Here is an 18,852-nt window from a genome sequence, read left to right on the forward strand (position 1 = left end):
CATGACCCTCCACGACCTCGTCACCCTCACCACCGGCGTCACCCTGCTGGCCTGCCTGCTGGCCGTGGTGGGCCTGCACACCTACGCCTCCGGCCGGGCCCAGCGCGCCGCCCTGGTGGACCGCCTCTCCTACACCGGCCAGGCCCCGTTCAGCGGCCGCCGGCGCCGGTTCCGCAACCTGGACCGCCGCCTGCGCGGCACGGCGATCGGCCGCCGCCTCGAACTCCGCCTGGCGGCGACGGGCCTGGACGTGACGCCCGGCGAGTTCTTCGCCTACATGCTCGCCGCCGTCGTAGCCCTCTGGCTCATCGGCCAGGCCGCCCTGGCCCCCTTCTTCGGGCCGATCGCCGGCCTCCTCGGGGTCTTCGCCGCCGTGCAGTTCCTCAACTGGCAACGCCAGAAACGCATCGAGCGGTTCATCGCCCAACTCCCGGAACTCGCCCGCATCCTGGCCAACGCCACCCACGCCGGCCTCGCCCTGCGTACCGCGATCGGCATGGCGGCGGAGGAGCTGGAGGCCCCGGCCGGCGAGGAACTCGCCAAGGTGGCCGACCAGTTGGCGATCGGCCACTCCATGGACGACGCGCTCGGCGAACTGGCCGACCGGCTCCCGTCCCGCGAACTGGTCGTCCTGGTCACGACGCTCGTCCTGTCCAACAGGGCGGGCGGCCAGGTGGTGAGCGCGCTGCGCAACCTCACCGAGACCCTGGAGGAGCGCAAGGAGACCCGCCGCGAGGTCCGCACCCAGCTCTCCCAGGTGACGATGACGTCGTACGCCGTCCCGGTGCTCGGCATCGGCGCCCTGTTCCTGATGAACGGGGTCAAGGGCGACACGCTGGACCGCATGACGGGCACCACCCTCGGCCAGGCCGCGGTCCTCATCGCGTTCGGCCTCTACGCCATCGGCTTCGTCCTCATCCGCCGCCTCAGCCGCATCGACGTATAGGGGGTTGTCACCATGGCACTGCTCCTGGCCCTCCTGACGGCCCTCGCCGTCTACGGCGCCTTCGCGGGCATCCGCATGTACCGCGCGGACGCGAAACTCCCCGCCGACCTGGCGATCGCCCTGGAAGTGGGCGCCACCCGCACCGGCGCCGCCAACTCCCTCATCGACCGCATGGGCATGCGCTACGCCCCCGCCGTCCTGCGCCTGATGGGCCCGCGCCAGGTGGCCCGGTACCGCCGCAGGATCGACCTGGCGGGCAACCCCGGCGGCCTGACGATCGACCGCTACGCGGCCCGGCGGGCGGTGTACGGCGCCCTGGGCGGCGTCGGCTTCCTGGTCTTCCTCCTCCGCGGCCAGTGGCTGATGGCCGTGCTTCTGCTCCTCTTCGGCGCGTTCTGGACGGAGGTCGGCATCTGGTCGGCCATCCGCATCCGCAGGGACGTCATCGAACGCACCCTGCCCGACTTCCTGGACGTCCTGGCGGTGGTGGTGAGCGCCGGCCTCGGCTTCCGCCAGGCCTTGGACCGGGTCGCCTCGCACTACGAGGGCCCCTGGGCGGACGAACTCCGCATCACCCTCCGCCAGCTGGACCTGGGCATGAGCCGCCGCCAGGCCTTCGCGGAACTCCGCCGCCGCAACGACTCCGAACAGGTGGCGATGTTCGTCACGGCGCTCCAGCAGGGCGAGGAACTGGGCGCACCGATCGTCGACACCCTGGTCGCCCTGGCCAAGGACATGCGCCGCACGGACGCCCAGAACGCCCGCCGCAAGGCGGCCCGGGCGGTCCCGAAGGCCACGCTGATGATCACCACGTTCATGGTCCCGGCCACGATGCTTCTGCTGGCCGCCGGCCTGCTGCTGGGCTCCGGGGTCGACTTCGGGTCGGTCACGGGGAAGTAGCAGAGGGAGGGCGGGTGAGGGCGATGGCGGCACGGGAGGACGACGGGAAGGTCGAGATCCGGGCCCTGCGGGCGATGGGCCGCCAGGTCTTCGGCTTCCGCCTGGCGATGATCGCCGTGGCGGCCCCCGCGGCCCTCCTCAACGCCACCCCCGGCCTGGGCACCCGCCTGGTCGGCTCGGCGGTGGTCGTCACCTTCATGATCTCGTACGTCCTCTTCCGCGACTGGCAGCGCTTCGGCCCGCTCCTGCTGCGCCACCCCACCCTGCTGGCCGCCGACACCCTCTTCGGCTCCTTCCTGCTGATCTCGGCCGGCCCCGACACGACCCTCGCGTACGTCAGCGTCTGCACCCCGCTCCTCGCCGGTCTCCTCTACAGCTGGCGCGGAGCGGCGGTCTTCGCGTCCCTCCAGTCGCTGATCCTCCTGGTCGTGGAGGAGACGCTGGACCACCACACCGGCGTGGCCGACTCCCTCCTCCTGCCCGGCCTGTGCGTCATCACCGGTGCGATGGGCTCCACCCTGCGCACCCTGATGCTCCGCTTCGGCACCGCCACCGAGGCCCTGACCGAGACCCGTGCCCGCCTCGCCGCGACGGAGGCGGTGAGCGCGGAACGCGCCCGCCTGGCCCGCGAGATGCACGACTCGGTGACCAAGACGCTGTACGGCGTCGCACTGATCGCCGACGGCCTCGCGGAGTCGGCGTCCGCGTCTCCCGACCGCCTGGACCCGAGGCTGATCGGACAGCAGGCGGAACTGGTGGCGAACGCGGCCCGCAGGGCGGCGGAGGAGGCCCGCGAACTCCTGACGGACCTGCGCGCCCGGACGGACGGCGAGGCGTCGGACGTACGCTCCGAACTGGAGTCACTGACAACCGACTTCACGGCGCGTACGGCGCTGACCGCGACCTACGAAGGCCCCGCCACCCCGGTCCCGCTGCCCCACGCGACGGCTCGCCAGCTGCTGGGCATCACGGCGGAAGCCCTGGAGAACGCCCACCGCCACGCACGGGCGACGCGGGTCGACGTACGGGCGGAGACGACCCCCGACCACCGTCTGATCGTCACGATCCACGACGACGGCCGCGGCCTGCCCCCGGACACCACCGTCGAAGACCTGCACCGCACCGGTCACTTCGGCCTGCTCGGCATGACGGAACGGGCCGCTTCGATGGGCGCGCGCCTCCGGCTGACCGCCGACAAGGGCACCGAGGTCCGAGTGGAGGTGCCACTGACATGACGGAGACGACGGAGACGCAGGAGACGAGAGGAGGCCCCCCGATGCCGCAGCACCCCTTCACGGAGTGCGCAGAACCCCCGCCCCCACCCCTGCGCGTCCTGGTGGCCGACGACAACCCGGTGATCCGCGCGGGCCTGACGGCGGTCCTCTCCGCCGCGGGCGGCCTCACGGTCGTCGCCGAGGCCGAGGACGGCCGCGCGGCCTACGAGGCGGCCCTGCGCCTCCGCCCCGACGTCATCCTCCTGGACGTCCGCATGCCCGGGGTCGACGGCATGGCCGCGCTGCCGCACCTGGTGCGCCTGGCCCCGGTCATGATGCTGACGTACAGCGACGAGACGGAGATCGTGCAGGAGGCCGTACGCCTGGGCGCCGGGGGCTACCTGGTCCACGGCGAGTTCACGACGGCACAGCTGACGCAGGCGGTACGGGACGTGGGCGGCGGCCGGCCGCACTTCACACCGACCGCCACGAACGCGTTGCTGGCCCATATCAGAGGCCATGCAACTGCACACGCAAAACCCGAACTGCGCGCTCTCCCAACACATTTTCCCCCCAAAGGACTTTCGCAACTGCAATCAACTGTGGGACAGTCGTCGAAGTCCCGGTTTCAACTGAGCGGCAGGGAGGCGGAGATCATGGACCACATCGCGTCCGGCATGACCAACCAGCAGATCGCCGCCGTCTGCTTCATCAGCGAGAAGACGGTCAAGAACCACATCAACCGCATCTTCGCCAAGCTCCACACCACCACCCGCGCCCAGGCGACGGCCAAGTGGCTGGGGGTGTCATGAGGATGAACAGGGTGAACTGGGTCCGGAATTGGGTCCTGGGACCCTCCGCGGATGGGTATGTTCCGCCATACGGTGCAAGGATCGGAACCGAACCCGGAGGGGAGCACCATGAGCGACCGGATGCTGAGGATGCTTGTCGCGCTGCAGCGCCGCGCCGACGACCGGGGGCAGACCGCGGTCGAGTATCTGGGGATCATCGCGGTGGTGGTGGCGATCGTGCTGGCCGTCACGGGTACCAGCATCGGCCAGACGATCCTCACCAAGATCACTGCGCAAATCAACAAGATCGTGTGATGCGTCTCCGCCGTTACGGCGACTCGGGGCAGGCCTTCCCCATCTACATCACGGTAGCGGGGGGCCTGCTCTTTCTCGCGTTCGCGTACCTCGCGGTCGGCCAGGCCGCGGTGAACCGGAACGGTGCCCAGACGGCCGCCGACGCGGCGGCACTCGCCGCCGCCATGAACACGCGCGACGAGCTTACGGACCAGTGGGTGCAGGACGTAAGCGACCCGACCAAGTGGCTGGACATCTTCAACGGCAGGGTGAACGTCCCCGACTCGTGCTGGCGCGCCGACCAACTGGCGGCCCAGAACGACGCGACGGCACAGTGCGTGGCCGTACCTCCGCTGAGCTACAAGGTCGACGCCAAGACGAACAAGACCGTGGGCGACTCCGTCGTGCCCGGCACCGAGAGCCTGCAGTCCACGGCGGACGCCACGGCCGTGATCGAGTCGCTCTGTACGTTCCCGCCTTCCGGTGACGACAGCGCCCTCCCCGAACTCACCTGCGAGGACGGCCGGACGTGGAAGCTGGACCCGACCGATCCGACGGATCTGCCGGGCCCCGAAGACCTCTTCGACGTCCACCTGGCCGACTGACAAGCGAATCGACGAGCGAAGAAGGAGGCGGCGGGAACGATGAGCATGCGGTTCACTGCGAAGGCCCGCAGGGGGGCGGTCGTGTTGATGGTCGCGACGGGCCTTGCGGTGGGGGCCGCCGGCTGCGGCGGCGGAGGCGACGACAAGGCGGACAAGCCCCAGGCGTCTGCCTCCGCGTCCAAGAGCGGCGGATCGAACCCGAGTGCTCAGGAGGGCGAGTCCCAGGCGCCGATCGCCGAACTCAGGGGGACGGACGGTCTGCTCCTTCAAGTCACGTCCGCTCAGCGGGACTCGGGTGGGTTCGTCACGGTGAACGGCACGCTCAAGAACGACGGAGCCGAATCCGTCGTCATCCCCGCCCAGGTCAGCGGTGACGAAACAGAGATCACCAGGCACGGCTTCTCCTTCGGCGGGGCCACCCTGGTCGACTCCAAGGGCAAGAAGCGCTACTACGTCCTGCGCGACACGGACGGACGGCCGCTCACCAGCATCGGCATCACCAACGTCGACGCCGGCCAGACCGTCCCCGTCTTCATGCAGTTCCCCGCCCCACCCGCCGACACCACCGAGGTCACCCTCCAGCTCCCCACCTTCGCCAGCGGCACGATCCAGATCTCCGGGTGAGGCCGACGTGACCACACCACGCCTCCCCCTGACCCTGGGCGCCGCCACGCTCCTCCTGGTCACGAATCTCTACGGCGCGACGGCCGCCCGTGCCGACGGCGGCGACCCGAGCGTCCCGCCGGGCACCGAGCCGTCCGCCACCGCCCCGGTCAAGATCGACCCCACCGACCCCGACCTGAAACTCCCCGAGGGCGCCACCCTCGCCGACCCGAAGGTCCTGGACATCAAGTCGGTCGTCGAGGACCAGAGCGGTGACGAGCGCCGTACGGACACCAACACGGACGTGACGTTCGCCCTCCAGGCCGAGGTGCTGTTCAGCAAGGACAGCTCCAAGCTGAGCCCGGCGGCGAAGGCGCGGATCGACACGATCGCGGAGGAGATCAGGAAGCAGAACGGCACCCAGGTGCGCGTCTTTGGCTTCACGGACAACCTGGGCTCCTCGGCCCACGGAGACGTCCTCTCCCGCCAGCGCGCCAACGCCGTACAGGGCGTCCTCGACCAGGACCTGAACGACCCGAACATCACCTTCGACGTCCGCGGCTACGGCGAGCAGTACCCGATCGCCGACAACTCCACGGAGGAAGGCCGCAAGAAGAACCGCCGCGTGGAGGTGACGTTCCCGAGGACGGGGAGCTGAGGGACGTCGGTGCGCCGGCCGCGGGGCGCGGTCACAGTTCCTGGAGCGCGTCCAAGGAGATGTCGACGTCGATGTCGAACGGGTCACCGACCTTGAGCTGCTCTCGGTAGGTGCCGGCCAGGGCGTACGCCTTGGTCACGGGGTCGAGTTCATAGGCCCGTACGACCGCATGCTTGCCCGCACCCGTCGTCTCGACCAGCCAGAAGTGCGGAATGCCTGCCGCGGCGTACTTGTGTGGCTTGGCGTCGCGGTCGCGGGCCTCCGAGTCCGGCGAGACGACCTCGACGGCGAGCAGGACGTCGGCGGCCTTGAACCGGGTCTGCTCCAGCCCGGTGACAGCGTCGGCGCGGACTACGGACACGTCGGGTTCGGGGCCGTTGCGGCGGTCCAGGACGACGGTCATCTCACGGCGGACCTTGAACGCCTTGGGTATGGTCCGGCGAAGGCCGACCACCAGAAGGTCGATCATGGTGCTGTGGAAATCCCGCTGCGGGCTCTCGAAGACCAGGCTCCCGTCGATCAGCTCGGTGTGCGGCGGGAGGTCGGGCAACGTGAACAGGTCGTCCACGGTGTATCCGTCCCGGGGCGGCACCGGCCGGCGGCCGCCGGGCACGGCGTTCGGCTCGGCGAGGGGCTCGGCGGTCATGATTCCTCCCATGGGCGGGATTCTCGGCCTGCCTGTCCACCGTAACCGGCGAAATCGACGCCTGTCATCACACTGAGTGACGGGCGAGGCGCAGGCGTGAACCCGGGCCCGCTGGAGAGGGCGGTCCGCGCCGAGCAAGCGGCTACTCCGCCTCGACGCTCACCCGGGCCCCCACCTCCACCCCCCACCCCGCCATGGCCCCGGCCTCCGCCTCCAGCACATGCCGGGACCGGAGACGTGGCAGACCGAGACGCCCCGGCGGCATAGTGCGTACGGCGATGACGGTCAGCCGCCGGTCCAGATAAGCGACGTCGATCGACATCCGCATCCGGAACGTGTGGATGCTGTTGGCGGGGGAGAGCAGGATCGCACCGTCGAGCGCATCGCGCCCCAACAGGCCCTTTGAGCGGGCGCGATAGGACGTGGCGATCTCCAGCGGGACGGTGACCGGTTCCTCGCTGCCTTGGATGACCAACGTTCCTCGCCCGTCCCGCCAGCGCCTCATGGCCTGCCTCTCGCTTGTCCCCCAGCGGTTCCCCGGAGCGACCGTATCCGCAACACGGACGAGTGATGCTTGCGGCGGTGCTCAAGTGCGCACCATGGCCCGGAATTTCGCCTCAGAACAGGTATACCGGCCCGGTCGGTCGCCCCCGGCCCACCAGCTCCGTACCCAGTGGCGCCCACGTCCCGTGGATATCGTCGTGAGGATCAAGAGACCTCTGGCCCCACCTGGAGGGTGATCTTCCGGACGGGGTCTTCGCCAACACCGTAACGAGGCATCCGCATGGCCGAGCGGCTGAAGGTCGACGGTACGGAACTCGACAAGTTCTTCAAGGACTTGAAGAGAGCACAGGAGTCGTTCACCGCCCTGCAGAAGGCATTGCACGACCCGGGCGTCAACGGCCTGGGCACGGACGACCTGGACAAGGCCTGTGACCGGTTCCAGGAGGACTGGCACTTCGGGGCCAAGGAGATCGCCGAGCAGATCGGGGAGCTCACGGACATCACGAAGAAGGCCAGGGACGACTTTCACGAGGTGGACGTGGCCCTGGAGAAGGCGTTGGAAAAGGCGAGGCGGAAGAGCGGGAACAAGTGACGGTCACGAATCCCTACCCGCATCTCGGCTTCGACCCTGCTCCCGGCAGCACGGATCTGGTGCACGACATCCACCGCAGGCTGTCCGGCTGCGCGAAGGAGATGGAGAAGGCGCACTCCAAGGTCACCAAGCTGATGAACGGCAGCTACTGGGAGGGCGACGCGGCCGTCGCGTTCCGCGAGCAGCTGGAGGGCGGCCCGCTGCCGCGCAACCTGAAGAACGGCGCCCACTCCGTCGACAAGGCCGCGAAGCAGCTGGATCTGTGGGCCGGGGAGCTGGAGGAGTTCCAGCGGCGCGCGAAGAAACTCGACGGAGAGGCCAAGGACGCCCGCGAGGCGCTGCGGCGTGCTCAGGGTCACGCGGACGAGGCGAAGAAGACCTCGGAGACTTTGGGCAAGGGCAAGGCGCAGGGTGACGCCGGCTCGAACAGCGGGGTCACGGCTGCGCAGGACGACCTGGACGACGTACTGAAGAGGGCCCGCTCCCTCGCGAGCGAACACGAGGACACCGCCCGCAAGCGGGCCCGGCACATCGGCGACGCCACGCACAAGCTGGCGCCGCACGAGCCGAACGCGTGGGACAGGTTCACGGACTGGCTGGGTGACAACCTCCCGGACATTCTCAGCGCGTGCGCTGCCGTGCTGGGCGTGATCGCGCTGCTGGGCCTCACGGCCATCGCCCCGTGGATGCTGTTCCTGGCAGCCGGACTGCTCAGCGGACTGGCCTTCAGTCTGCGCGTCGCCGACCCCGAGGTCCTGGCGTCCTTGGAGGACGGCTTCACGAAGGGCGAGCTGGACGTCGACTTCTGGGGCAACCTGCTGGGGACCGCGGGGGACTTCCTGGGGATGCTGCCGGGGCTTGGGGTGGTGGCCAAGGGCAGTTACCTCGGGCTTCGCGCAGTGGGCGAGTCCGGGGAACTGCTGTCGCTGGTGGGAGAGGGCGAAGAAGTACTGACACTCGGGCAGAAGCTCGCGCGGGCCGGCACCAATGCCGGAACTTCGCTCAAGACCGTCGGGACCACGATCAGGTCAGAGGCCGCCGCAGCCGGCGGGGCCGCGAGCCTGCTGGCCCATCCAAGGGTGTTCGGTGGCCGGCTGGCGCCGATCGTGGAGAAGGTCGACAGGCCGGCGACGATCTTGGGGGCCGGAACGGCCGTCTACGGTGTGACGAGCAGCTTTGTCGACACCTTGGACAACGACGCGGCCAAGACGGTCGGCAACCTCCTCGACGGACCCAGAACGCTGGGTGTCGATGTTCCGGCGACCGTGGGTGCCCTCCACTTCCTGTTGCGCGGCGCTGGTGAAGGGTCATGAGAAGTGCTCCCTCTCACATGATCGATGACTCGGCGTGGAGCGAGGACGCCGATATCTGGTTCGCGCTGCCCCCGGGATTCGTTCCGCTGCCTCTCCAGGAGCTGGCTGCGGCCGGGCGTGAACCGGAGCAGGCGGCGGGGCGTTTCGCCGGCCTCGGTCCGGCGCTCCGGCTGGCCGGGCTGCTCCTGGAAGCCGGAACGGTGCACTGTTGCCTGGGTCTGCACGCCGATGACGAGGGGGATGGCGGTCCGCTGATGTCCTTCTTCACGCTTGCCTGGCGGCGCGTCGACTGGGCCCCGCGCAGCGTCCTCGCGGCTCGGGCCGCCACTGGAGCGGAGCGGCCAGAGCACATCGAGATTCTGGACCTGCCGTGCGGCCCGGCCTCGCTTGTACAAACGCGCTTGATCGCGCCATCGGAACTGGGCCTCGGTGCCCCCTGCGAACTGCTCCAGATCACGGTCTACGTGCCGTGCCCGGACGGTGAGCGCATCGCGATCCTCTCGCTGGCCGCGACAACTGTCGAGCGGGCGCGGCACTACCGTGCACTGCTCACGGACATCGCAGGTACGGTCAGTTTTGAGAGCCCGCTTTCGGAAGTATCCAACGATGTGTCCGACAAGGATTGATATGTCCGTCACGCACCACTCCACGGCCTGGGGCGACCCGGCGACCCGCCGTGCCTGGACGAAGCTGCTGATCTCCGTCGCCTTCGGCCAGCTGCTGTGGCCCGCGGTCTGGCTGGGGCTGCTGGCGTGGTACGTGTCCATGTCGATCACTTGGACGTTGTGGCTCTTCTTCATGCCGATGGCCTACGCGTTCTACCGAACGTTCCTCCAATGGGCCTATTGGCGGGGGGCCTTTCGTGCACGGCGTCTTCTGCGGCAGTACCCCTGGCGCGTGTACGAGGCTCCGGAGAGCGGGATCGGCAACCTCCCCGGCGTTGGCAACGGCTATGCCTGGCTGAGGTTCCCCAACCCAGAAGTGCCGGATCAGCAGGTGACGATGGTGATGCACTCGCATGTGCGCTCCATCTGGTGGGGCGGACGCCTCGGGAAGCGCGCCAAGGACGAGCGGAAGGCGCAGGTACGGGAGATCTGGTTCGCCGGTGACCCCCGGTTTGCCGCGGTGATCGCCGTCTCGGGTCCACGCCGCCTCTACGTGATCCATCAGCGTCCGAGCTACAACCCGGGGATCCCCGCGGATGGCCACGGAGCCGGATCCCACGCCCTCGAACTTGCCCGGCGTGCCGGGGTCCGGGTGCCGGACCCTGATTCGGTCGGCTCCTGACCATCATCTGCCTCGGCAGCGTGGCCAATCAGTTGTGACGGCCCCCGACCTCGGGTAGGACATCCCCCATGACCGCACCCGGCGCCGTATTCCGTCCCCAGTTGCCCCCCGAGCGACTCCGTGCCGTGGTCCGGCTCGCGGATGAGGTCGGGCTGGAGGAGCTGTGGCTGTGGGAGGACTGCTTCCGGGAGGGTGGGATCTCCACCGCCGCCGCTGCCCTCGCCTGGTCGGAGCGGGTGCGGATCGGTGTCGGGCTGTTGCCCGTGCCGTTGCGGAACGTCGCCATCACCGCGATGGAGGCCGCCGCGCTGCACCGGATGTTCCCGGGGCGCGCGATCCTCGGCGTCGGCCACGGTGTGCAGGACTGGATGGGCCAGGTCGGCGCCCGCGCCGAGTCCCCGTTGACCCTGCTGCGCGAGCATCTCGGCGCCCTGCGCGCGCTGTTGCGCGGGGAGCGGCTCACCGTCGACGGGCGGTACGTCCGGCTCGACGACGTCGCGCTCGACTGGCCGCCCGCCGAGCCCGTCCGGATCCTCGCCGGAGCCGAAGGCCCCCGTACCCTCCGTCTCAGCGGCGAGGCCGCCGACGGGACGATCCTCACCGCCGCCACCCCGCCCGACGGCGTCCGCCGGGCCCGGCGGCTCATCGAGGAGGGGCGGGCGGTCGCCGGGCGGGGCGCGGACGAGCCGCACCAGGTCGTCGTCTATCTCCTCACCGCCACCGGGGTCGACGCGGCCGCCCGGCTCCGGGCCGAACTCGCCGCCGAGGGCCTGGGGTCGGTCCCCGAGCTCGGTGTCGCCGGAGACGCGGGGACCGTCGCCAAAGCGGTGCGACGGCTCACGGAGGCCGGCGCGGACACCGTCATCCTCCAGCCGACGGGGGACGAACCCGACCCCGAGGGCTTCGTGCGGTTCGCCGCGGAGGAAGTCCGGCCGCTGGTGCCGTGAGCCGTGAGTCGTGAGGCGTCAGTCCGGTGGTCGCGGCCGCCGGACCGCCCGGTCAGTCGGTGTCCGTGGGCGCCGTCCGCCGGTGGTCGCCCGTCGTCCCGTCGACCAGCTCCCGCAGGATGTCGATGTGCCCGGCGTGCCGGGCGGTCTCCTCGATCATGTGGACCAGCACCCAGCGCAGGGAGACCGTCTCGTCCCGCCAGTCCGGCCGGCCCAGCGTGTCCAGGGGCCGTGCGGTGATCATCGCGTCGGACGCGGCGCGCGCACGGCCGTAGAAGTCGATGATCTGCTGGGTCGTCTCGCCGGGGCCGACCGACATGTCCTCGTCCGTGTACGGGTCGAACCACAGGGGCTCGATCTCGCCGCCGAAGCTCGACACGAACCAGCCGTACTCCACGGACGCCAGGTGCTTCACCAGCCCCAGCAGGTTCGTCCCGGACGGGGTCATCGGGCGTCGCAGCTGTTCGTCGTCGAGGCCCTCCAGCTTCCACAGCACCGCGTCCCGGTGCCGGTCCAGGCTCGCGTGCAGGACGTCCTTCTCACCAGCGGTGTACGTGTCATCAGTCGTCATGGTGGGCGAAATTAGCAGCGGGCACTGACAGTCCGCTGGGATCGTGCGGGCCATGGCAGAGCACACGCAGCGCACCTTCGAGACCTTCGAGGACCTCGTCGCCGAGGGGGCCGCCGTGCCGACGGAGGGGTGGGACTTCTCCTGGTTCGAGGGCCGGGCCACCGAGGCGCGCCCCTCCTGGGGCTATGCCCGCGCCGCCGGCGGACGGCTGGCCCGCGCCACCGCCGCACTCGACATCCAGACCGGCGGCGGCGAGGTACTCGACTTCGCCCTCGACGCGGCGGCCCAGGAGAGTTCCGCCCAAATCATCCCGTCGCGGTCGGTCGTCGCCACCGAGGGCTGGCCGCCGAACGTTCGCAAGGCGAGCGACCTGCTGAGTGCGCGCGGTGTCGTGGTCGTCGCCTCGCCCGAGGACGCCCCGCTGCCGTTCGCCGACGAGGCCTTCGACCTGGTCCTCAGCCGGCACCCGGTGCGGGCCCACTGGTCCGAGATCGCGCGCGTGCTACGCCCCGGCGGCACCTACTTCGCCCAGCACGTCGGACCCGCCAGCGTCTTCGAGCTGGTGGAGTACTTCCTCGGGCCGCAGCCGGAGGCGGTCCGCGGCGGGCGCCACCCCGACCGGGAGCGCGCCGGGGCGGAGGCGGCCGGGCTGGAGGTCGTGGACCTGCGGGCCGAACGGCTGCGGATGGAGTTCCACGACATCGCCGCCGTCGTGCACTTCCTGCGGAAGGTCGTATGGATGGTCCCCGGCTTCACGGTCGAGGAGTACGAGCCCCGGCTCCGCGCCCTGCACCGGCGGATCGAGGCGGAGGGACCCTTCGTCGCGCACAGCACCCGGCACCTCTTCGACGCCCGCAAGCCGGAGCGCCGGCCGTGATCCACGGCCCTTGGAATGCCAGGCGCCGAAGAATGGCCAAGAACTGCCGTTCGAGCCCTCGGACGTCCACCCGGCACAGGGCGTATCTCAGCGATCATCATGGTGCATGTCGTGACACTACAGAACCAATAAGGTCAAGCTGCACCCTAGTTCATGGATCTACGCATAAGTGAACATCCGGCCTCTCTGTTCACCTCTCATTTCCACAGGTTTTTCACATCGTTACCTCCAGCGCCCTGTATCAACCTGTCGGCTCACGTAAGTTCAGACCAAGGTAATTCGCGTGAGCAAAGCTGCGCGGGCGGCACCGCGCAGTGGAGGGGGCTGCGCGGTGCCGTAATGCCCCACTGGCTCCCGTCAAGCCGCCGTTCGCAGCCGGGGTAGCCCATCAGGGGGACGGGTGAACAACTCGCCGAGGCGTCCCCGAGACGGCCCAAACCCTCTTGATCTCCCCGAATGCGTTCAGTTTTCCTGGGATTCCGCTGCGAATCGGCCATGCGAGGCCCTTGAATCCAGCGTTCCAGGCCCATCGGGGCGTTGTCGGGCGACTCCGGAGAGTAGTTGTGGCACGCCGATGCACGCAGCATCACTTACAAAGGGTTATGGTGGAAACCCCCCCTCGGGCCGGTCCGTCTCCCCCCCACGGACCGGCCCGTTTTTTTGTCTGGGGACCGGCCCGTTCTCCCGCCCGTGGCCGCCCGGTTTTTTCACCCACTTTTCAAGCGCCCTCACCACAGCGCCCCGCAAGGGGCGCGGGGAACTGCGCGACCAGCCACAACCCCACCCGGCAGCCGCGCCACAACACGGTCCCCACCCCCCTCGGGCGCCGTCCCCACCGCGTCCCCCTCGACTCCCGGAGGGGTAGGCTTCGGCCCGCGGAACCCCGCAGCGAGACACGAGGGGTGGACTCAAGTGAACCTGCGCGACAAGCTGCGCGGCCTGCTCGTCAGGCTCTACGCACGCCGGGTGGAAGGTCACCTGGACCACGCTCAGGTGCCCAAGCACATCGGCGTCATCATGGACGGCAACCGCCGCTGGGCGAAGGCCGCCGGATCCAGCACCGTGCACGGCCACCGAGCCGGCGCCGAGAAGATCGAGGAGTTCCTCGGCTGGTGCTCCGAGACCGATGTCGAGGTCGTCACCCTCTGGCTGCTGTCCACGGACAACTTCGACCGCGCCAAGGAGGAGCTGGTCCCCCTCCTCGGCATCATCGAGGACGTCGTCCGCACCCTCGCCGCCGACGGCCGCTGGCGGGTCCACCATGTCGGCACCCCCGACCTCCTGCCCTCCCCGATGCAGACCGCGCTCAAGGAGGCCGAGGAGGCCACCGCGCACGTCGAGGGAATACTGGTGAACGTCGCCATCGGCTACGGCGGCCGCCAGGAGATCGCCGACGCCGTCCGCTCGATGATCCTGGACGCCAACGACAAGGGCGTCGCGATGGAGGACCTCGCCGACTCCGTCACCGTCGACATGATCGGCCGTCACCTCTACACCGGCGCCCAGCCCGACCCGGACCTGGTGATCCGCACCAGCGGGGAGCAGCGGCTGTCCGGTTTCATGCTCTGGCAGACCGCGCACGCCGAGTACTACTTCTGCGAGGTCTTCTGGCCCGCGTTCCGCAAGGTCGACTTCCTGCGCGCCCTGCGTGACTACGCGGCCCGCCACCGCCGCTACGGCGGGTGACGTGATCGTGACGGTGGACGCCAACACGGCATACGTCCCCCGTCACCGTCGCCACGCTGGATAACCCCCTCGCTACGGTGGATGACCCCACCGCACCCGTGAGGCGTAAATCACCCATTTCAGGGCGCCAGTAACACGGAGTTCACCTGCGCGTCGTTGCAGACCGTGGCATGGCGGCGCATGTTCGAGGGCATAAGGCAAGCAGGTCGATGCCCGAACCACGGGCATCGGATCTCAGCGGGCGACTCGGGGTCGTCCGCCCGGGAGGCCCTTTGCACCAGCCCGACCGTGCGGTCACGGCACGGAAGAAGCAGCGGGGGGCCGGTTTTCGGCCCGTGCAGGGTGGCCGTCAACCGGTCCAGCTCCTCTTCGTCGCTCCCCGACCTCATCCGAGGGGGTACGTCCTTCCGTGGTGACCAGCACAACGCGCCGCAAGTCCGACCGGCGCACCTATGTTCTCGACACCAGCGTCCTGCTGGCCGACCCGAACGCCATGGCCCGCTTCGACGAGCACGAGGTCGTGCTCCCGATCGTCGTGGTCACGGAACTGGAGGCCAAACGGCACCATCCCGAACTCGGTTACTTCGCCCGGCAGGCCCTGCGCCTGCTCGACGACTACCGGGTCCGGCACGGCCGTCTGGACGCCCCCATCCCGATCGGGGACCTCGGCGGCACGATCCGTGTCGAGCTCAATCACTCGGACCCCAGCGTCCTGCCCAGCGGCTACCGCCTGGGGGACAACGACTCCCGCATCCTCGCGGTCGCCCGCAACCTGCAGGCCGAGGGGTACGACGTCACCGTCGTCTCGAAGGACCTCCCGCTGAGGATCAAGGCGTCGTCGGTCGGCCTCCTCGCCGAGGAGTACCGCGCCGAACTCGCCATCACGGGCGCCTCCGGCTGGACCGGAATGTCCGAACTGACGCTCTCCGGCGAGCAGGTGGACCTCCTCTTCGAGGAAGGGCACGTGTACGTCCCGGAGGCCTCCGACTTCCCCGTGCACACTGGCCTGACCATCCAGTCCGAGCGCGGCAAGGCACTCGGCCGGGTGACGGCCGAGGGCAACGTCCGTGTGGTACGCGGGGATCGGGAGGCGTTCGGCATCAAGGGCCGCAGCGCCGAACAGCGCATCGCGCTCGATCTGCTGCTCGACCCGGACGTCGGGATCGTGTCGATGGGCGGCCGGGCCGGCACCGGCAAGTCGGCGCTGGCGCTGTGCGCGGGTCTGGAGGCGGTCCTGGAGCGCCGCCAGCACAAGAAGGTGATGGTCTTCCGTCCGCTCTACGCGGTCGGCGGGCAGGAGCTGGGCTATCTGCCCGGCTCCGAGTCGGAGAAGATGAGCCCCTGGGCGCAGGCGGTCTTCGACACCCTCTCGGCGGTCACCAGCCGCGAGGTCATCGAGGAGGTCACCGCGCGCGGGATGCTGGAGGTGCTGCCGCTCACCCACATCCGCGGCCGCTCCCTGCACGACGCGTTCGTGATCGTCGACGAGGCTCAGTCACTGGAACGGAACGTCCTGCTGACCGTTCTGTCCCGGATCGGCGCGAACTCAAGGGTGGTTCTGACCCACGACGTGGCCCAGCGGGACAACCTCCGGGTCGGCCGGTACGACGGTGTGGTCGCCGTGGTGGAGAAGCTGAAGGGTCACCCGCTCTTCGCGCACGTCACCCTCACCCGGTCCGAGAGGTCCCAGATTGCCGCGCTTGTGACCGAAATGCTGGAGGACGGACACATCTGATCCATCTGATCCCTGTGTCCAACTTGGGCTGATTACCCATCCGTTGGCGCCGTCCGGCAAAGGCGTTGAGCCTAGCCGGGCGGCGCCTTCGTGCGTGCGGCTTTCCTGAAATCCCCTGGGGGAAACGGGATGTGAGCTTTCACACGCAACTCGGAATTGCCACCCGGCGTCGGGTTACGGCAGAGTCTCACTCCTGTCAGGCCCCGCATACGACACACCTGTACCCCCAGCGGTACGGCAACACAGAAGCATCACAGCTAATTCCATAGCGACGTCGTATGCCGCCCGAGCACCACACGGCGCTCCCCGCTGGGGAGTCGTCCATCGGGCCCGCGCCTCCCGTGACCCCGCAGTTGGGAGGCCAGCGTCAGGGGAACGATTGCGTCCGCCAGGGTCACCGAAGCGGGCGATGCTGGAAGGAAACCGTGTGAGCCGGATTTCGGTCCGGGGATTCGCAGTGGCCTCGGCCACCGCGGTCACCGCCGTCGGAAGCGTTGTCGGTGTTGCCTCGGGCAGCGTCGCACAGCCGAACGACGCTGAGGCGACGGCAGCCGACACCACGCTGCTCGCGGACATCCCCGCGGGTCAGCAGGCAACGGTGCAGACCGCGTCCCTGACGCAGCAGGCCGACGCCGTGGCCATCCAGGCCGACGCGACCGCCAAGAAGGACGCCGAGCAGGCGGCCCGGGTGGCGGCCGCCAAGACCGCGACCGCCAAGAAGGCCGAGGCCGAGCAGGCGGCGAAGGAAGCCAAGGAGCGCGCCGAGGCGAAGGAAGCGGCCAGCCGTTCCACCGCCAGCTTCCCGGTCCAGAGCTCCTACAGCGTGGCGCAGATCCAGGCGATGGCGCAGCAGATGGTGGCCAGCGGCCAGTACCAGTGCTTCAGCAACATCGTGAGCCACGAGTCCGGCTGGAACTACCAGGCGGTCAACGCCTCCTCCGGTGCCTACGGTCTCTTCCAGGCCCTGCCCGGCTCCAAGATGTCCTCCGTGGGCGCCGACTGGCAGACCAACCCGGCCACCCAGATCAAGTGGGGCCTCAACTACATGAACTCCCGGTACGGCAGCCCCTGTGAGGCCTGGTCGTTCTGGCAGGCGAACAGCTGGTACTAGAGGCCGCTCGGCTTCTCTCAACCTTCGACAGCCCCTCCCCGTCCTAGGGGGAGGGGCTGTCGCCCTGTACGGTCGGACCGAACGACTCCCGGGGGGAGTGGTGAGGAGCACCCGGAGACGCGGGGGAAGAGAGCGGATCATGTCGCGAGTGCCGGAGTGGCTCGGCAGGCTCGGCGCCGGACTGAGCGAGATGAGCGAGCGGTTGGACGAGCGCCGGGCCGAGGTGGAGCGTGAGCACACCGAACCGGAGCCGTCCGCACTGCCCGCACAGGCCCCCGCTCCCGAGCCCGCACCGGCGGCCCCCGCCACCGCCGCCCCCAGGCCCGCCCGGAAGCCCGCACCGCGTCCCGACCCCGTGACGGCCATCCCCTGGGGCGTACGGGTCGCCGCCGAGGCCGGCTGGCGGCTGCTGGTGCTGGCCGGCACCGTCTGGATCCTGATGCGGGTCATCAGCGCCGTACAACTCGTGGTGTTCGCCTTCGTCATCGCGCTGCTCATCACCGCCCTGCTCCAGCCCGCGGTCGCCTGGCTGTGCCGCCGCGGCATGCCCCGCGGCCCGGCCACCGCGCTCACCGCCATCTCCGGCTTCGTGGTGATAGGGCTGATGGGCTGGTTCGTGACCTGGCAGGTCATGGAGAACATCGACACGCTCTCCGATCAGGTCCAGAACGGCATCGACGACCTGCGCAACTGGCTGCTGAAGAGCCCCTTCCACGTCACCGACAAACAGATCAACCAGATCGCCAAGAACCTTCGCGAGGCGATCGGCGCCAACACCGACCAGATCACCTCGTTCGGCCTGGAGGGCGTCCAGGTCGTCGTGGAGGCCCTGACCGGCATCCTGCTGGTCTTCTTCTCCACGCTCTTCCTGCTCTACGACGGTGCGCGCATCTGGCAGTGGTTCCTGAAGCTCGTGCCCGGCGCGGCCCGCGAGGGTGTGGCCGGCGCCGGTCCGCGCGCCTGGCGCACGCTCACCGCCTACGTCCGCGGCACGGTCCTGGTCGCCCTCATCGACGCCATCTTCATCGGCCTGGGCATCTACTTCCTGGACGTCCCCATGGCCGTCCCGCTCGCCGTCTTCATCTTCCTGTTCTCCTTCATCCCGTTGGTCGGCGCGGTCGCCTCGGGCGCCCTGGCGGTGGTGGTCGCGCTCGTCACCCAGGGCGTCTTCGCCGCGGTCATGACCCTGGTCGTCGTCCTGGCCGTCCAGCAGATCGAGGGCCACATCCTGCAGCCGTTCATCCTCGGCCGCGCGGTCCGTGTCCACCCGCTCGCGGTGGTCCTCACGGTCGCGGCCGGCGGCCTGGTGGCGGGCATCGGCGGCGCGGTGGTGGCCGTACCGCTGGTGGCGGTGACGAACACGGTGGTCAGCTATCTGCACCAGTACTCGAACGAGCGGTACGAGAACGAAGAGCCATCTGAACCGGCCCGTCCGGGGGAGTTCGAGGACGAGGCCGTTCCGGCCGAAGCGGGGTCAGGGGGCGCAGCCCCCAGGAACGCGGAAGACCCCGCCCTCTGAGAGGTGGGCGGGGTCCACAGGTACCGAGGGCCGGTACTCGGCGCCGGCTCGTA

21 protein-coding genes are annotated in these 18,852 nt (G+C 69.5%); 18 read left to right on the top strand and 3 right to left on the bottom strand.

The genetic code is table 11. From position 1 onward, the window contains the following. Position 1 precedes the first annotated feature (1 nt). The 8 genes from ACGFZQ_RS07945 (at position 2) to ACGFZQ_RS07980 (ending at position 6,011) form a co-directional block, all read left to right on the top strand. Positions 2-946, top strand: coding sequence for a type II secretion system F family protein (locus ACGFZQ_RS07945; protein ID WP_393839610.1), 945 nt, complete (start codon positions 2-4; stop codon positions 944-946). 12 nt (positions 947-958) lie between these two features. Then, on the top strand, positions 959-1,846 hold the full coding sequence (locus tag ACGFZQ_RS07950) for a DUF5936 domain-containing protein (RefSeq protein ID WP_393839611.1): 888 nt from the start codon (positions 959-961) through the stop codon (positions 1,844-1,846). A 23-nt stretch (positions 1,847-1,869) separates the two neighbouring features. Continuing rightward, positions 1,870-3,081, top strand: coding sequence for a sensor histidine kinase (locus ACGFZQ_RS07955; protein WP_393839612.1), 1,212 nt, complete (start codon positions 1,870-1,872; stop codon positions 3,079-3,081). 41 nt (positions 3,082-3,122) lie between these two features. Beyond that, positions 3,123-3,872 (top strand): response regulator, encoded by a 750-nt coding sequence (locus ACGFZQ_RS07960; protein ID WP_393839613.1) that lies wholly within the window; start codon positions 3,123-3,125, stop codon positions 3,870-3,872. A gap of 108 nt (positions 3,873-3,980) precedes the next feature. Next, a complete protein-coding gene (locus tag ACGFZQ_RS07965) occupies positions 3,981-4,166 on the top strand; it encodes a hypothetical protein (RefSeq protein ID WP_351318768.1) in 186 nt (61 codons plus the stop codon). Next, positions 4,166-4,750, top strand: coding sequence for a pilus assembly protein TadG-related protein (locus ACGFZQ_RS07970; protein WP_393839614.1), 585 nt, complete (start codon positions 4,166-4,168; stop codon positions 4,748-4,750). The genes ACGFZQ_RS07965 and ACGFZQ_RS07970 overlap by 1 nt, the downstream gene beginning before the upstream one ends. A 39-nt stretch (positions 4,751-4,789) precedes the next feature. Next, positions 4,790-5,374: a hypothetical protein gene (locus ACGFZQ_RS07975; protein ID WP_393839615.1), complete on the top strand. Its 585-nt coding sequence runs from the start codon at positions 4,790-4,792 to the stop codon at positions 5,372-5,374. A 7-nt stretch (positions 5,375-5,381) separates the two neighbouring features. Beyond that, a complete protein-coding gene (locus ACGFZQ_RS07980; protein WP_393839616.1) occupies positions 5,382-6,011 on the top strand; it encodes an OmpA family protein in 630 nt (209 codons plus the stop codon). Between the two features lie 31 nt (positions 6,012-6,042). Here the strand turns inward: ACGFZQ_RS07980 and ACGFZQ_RS07985 are convergent, their stop codons facing one another. Both ACGFZQ_RS07985 and ACGFZQ_RS07990 read right to left on the bottom strand, forming a co-directional pair. Beyond that, complete coding sequence (locus ACGFZQ_RS07985) at positions 6,043-6,657, bottom strand: Uma2 family endonuclease (RefSeq protein WP_393839617.1); 615 nt, start codon at positions 6,655-6,657, stop codon at positions 6,043-6,045. Between the two features lie 142 nt (positions 6,658-6,799). Beyond that, entirely contained in the window at positions 6,800-7,162 is a 363-nt protein-coding gene (locus ACGFZQ_RS07990) for a DUF192 domain-containing protein (RefSeq protein WP_393839618.1), read from the bottom strand. A 279-nt stretch (positions 7,163-7,441) separates the two neighbouring features. Here ACGFZQ_RS07990 and ACGFZQ_RS07995 point away from each other — a divergent pair, with 279 nt between their 5' ends. From ACGFZQ_RS07995 to ACGFZQ_RS08015, 5 genes are all read left to right on the top strand, one after another. After that, complete coding sequence (locus ACGFZQ_RS07995; protein WP_393839619.1) at positions 7,442-7,753, top strand: hypothetical protein; 312 nt, start codon at positions 7,442-7,444, stop codon at positions 7,751-7,753. After that, entirely contained in the window at positions 7,750-9,066 is a 1,317-nt protein-coding gene (locus ACGFZQ_RS08000; RefSeq protein ID WP_393839620.1) for a hypothetical protein, read from the top strand. The genes ACGFZQ_RS07995 and ACGFZQ_RS08000 overlap by 4 nt, the downstream gene beginning before the upstream one ends. A 17-nt stretch (positions 9,067-9,083) precedes the next feature. Beyond that, positions 9,084-9,692, top strand: a complete 609-nt coding sequence (locus ACGFZQ_RS08005) for a hypothetical protein (protein WP_393839621.1) — start codon at positions 9,084-9,086, stop codon at positions 9,690-9,692. 1 nt (position 9,693) lies between these two features. Continuing rightward, complete coding sequence (locus ACGFZQ_RS08010) at positions 9,694-10,353, top strand: hypothetical protein (protein WP_393839622.1); 660 nt, start codon at positions 9,694-9,696, stop codon at positions 10,351-10,353. A 68-nt stretch (positions 10,354-10,421) separates the two neighbouring features. After that, entirely contained in the window at positions 10,422-11,300 is an 879-nt protein-coding gene (locus tag ACGFZQ_RS08015; RefSeq protein ID WP_393839623.1) for an LLM class flavin-dependent oxidoreductase, read from the top strand. A gap of 52 nt (positions 11,301-11,352) precedes the next feature. Here ACGFZQ_RS08015 and ACGFZQ_RS08020 read toward each other — a convergent pair whose 3' ends face one another. Beyond that, entirely contained in the window at positions 11,353-11,871 is a 519-nt protein-coding gene (locus ACGFZQ_RS08020; RefSeq protein WP_393839624.1) for a DinB family protein, read from the bottom strand. Between the two features lie 52 nt (positions 11,872-11,923). Between ACGFZQ_RS08020 and ACGFZQ_RS08025 the strand changes: the two genes are divergently transcribed. From ACGFZQ_RS08025 to ACGFZQ_RS08045, 5 genes are all read left to right on the top strand, one after another. Continuing rightward, positions 11,924-12,748: a class I SAM-dependent methyltransferase gene (locus tag ACGFZQ_RS08025; protein ID WP_393839625.1), complete on the top strand. Its 825-nt coding sequence runs from the start codon at positions 11,924-11,926 to the stop codon at positions 12,746-12,748. 912 nt (positions 12,749-13,660) lie between these two features. Further along, the gene (locus ACGFZQ_RS08030) at positions 13,661-14,434 is read left to right on the top strand and encodes an isoprenyl transferase (RefSeq protein WP_351708602.1); all 774 of its coding nucleotides are present in this window, start codon (positions 13,661-13,663) and stop codon (positions 14,432-14,434) included. Between the two features lie 409 nt (positions 14,435-14,843). After that, entirely contained in the window at positions 14,844-16,169 is a 1,326-nt protein-coding gene (locus tag ACGFZQ_RS08035; RefSeq protein WP_351741658.1) for a PhoH family protein, read from the top strand. A 427-nt stretch (positions 16,170-16,596) separates the two neighbouring features. Beyond that, complete coding sequence (locus tag ACGFZQ_RS08040; RefSeq protein ID WP_393839626.1) at positions 16,597-17,280, top strand: transglycosylase SLT domain-containing protein; 684 nt, start codon at positions 16,597-16,599, stop codon at positions 17,278-17,280. A 139-nt stretch (positions 17,281-17,419) separates the two neighbouring features. Beyond that, entirely contained in the window at positions 17,420-18,799 is a 1,380-nt protein-coding gene (locus tag ACGFZQ_RS08045; RefSeq protein ID WP_393839627.1) for an AI-2E family transporter, read from the top strand. Positions 18,800-18,852: the final 53 nt, after the last annotated feature.

Source organism: Streptomyces sp. NPDC048254 (assembly GCF_043201895.1).
Taxonomy (GTDB): domain Bacteria; phylum Actinomycetota; class Actinomycetes; order Streptomycetales; family Streptomycetaceae; genus Streptomyces.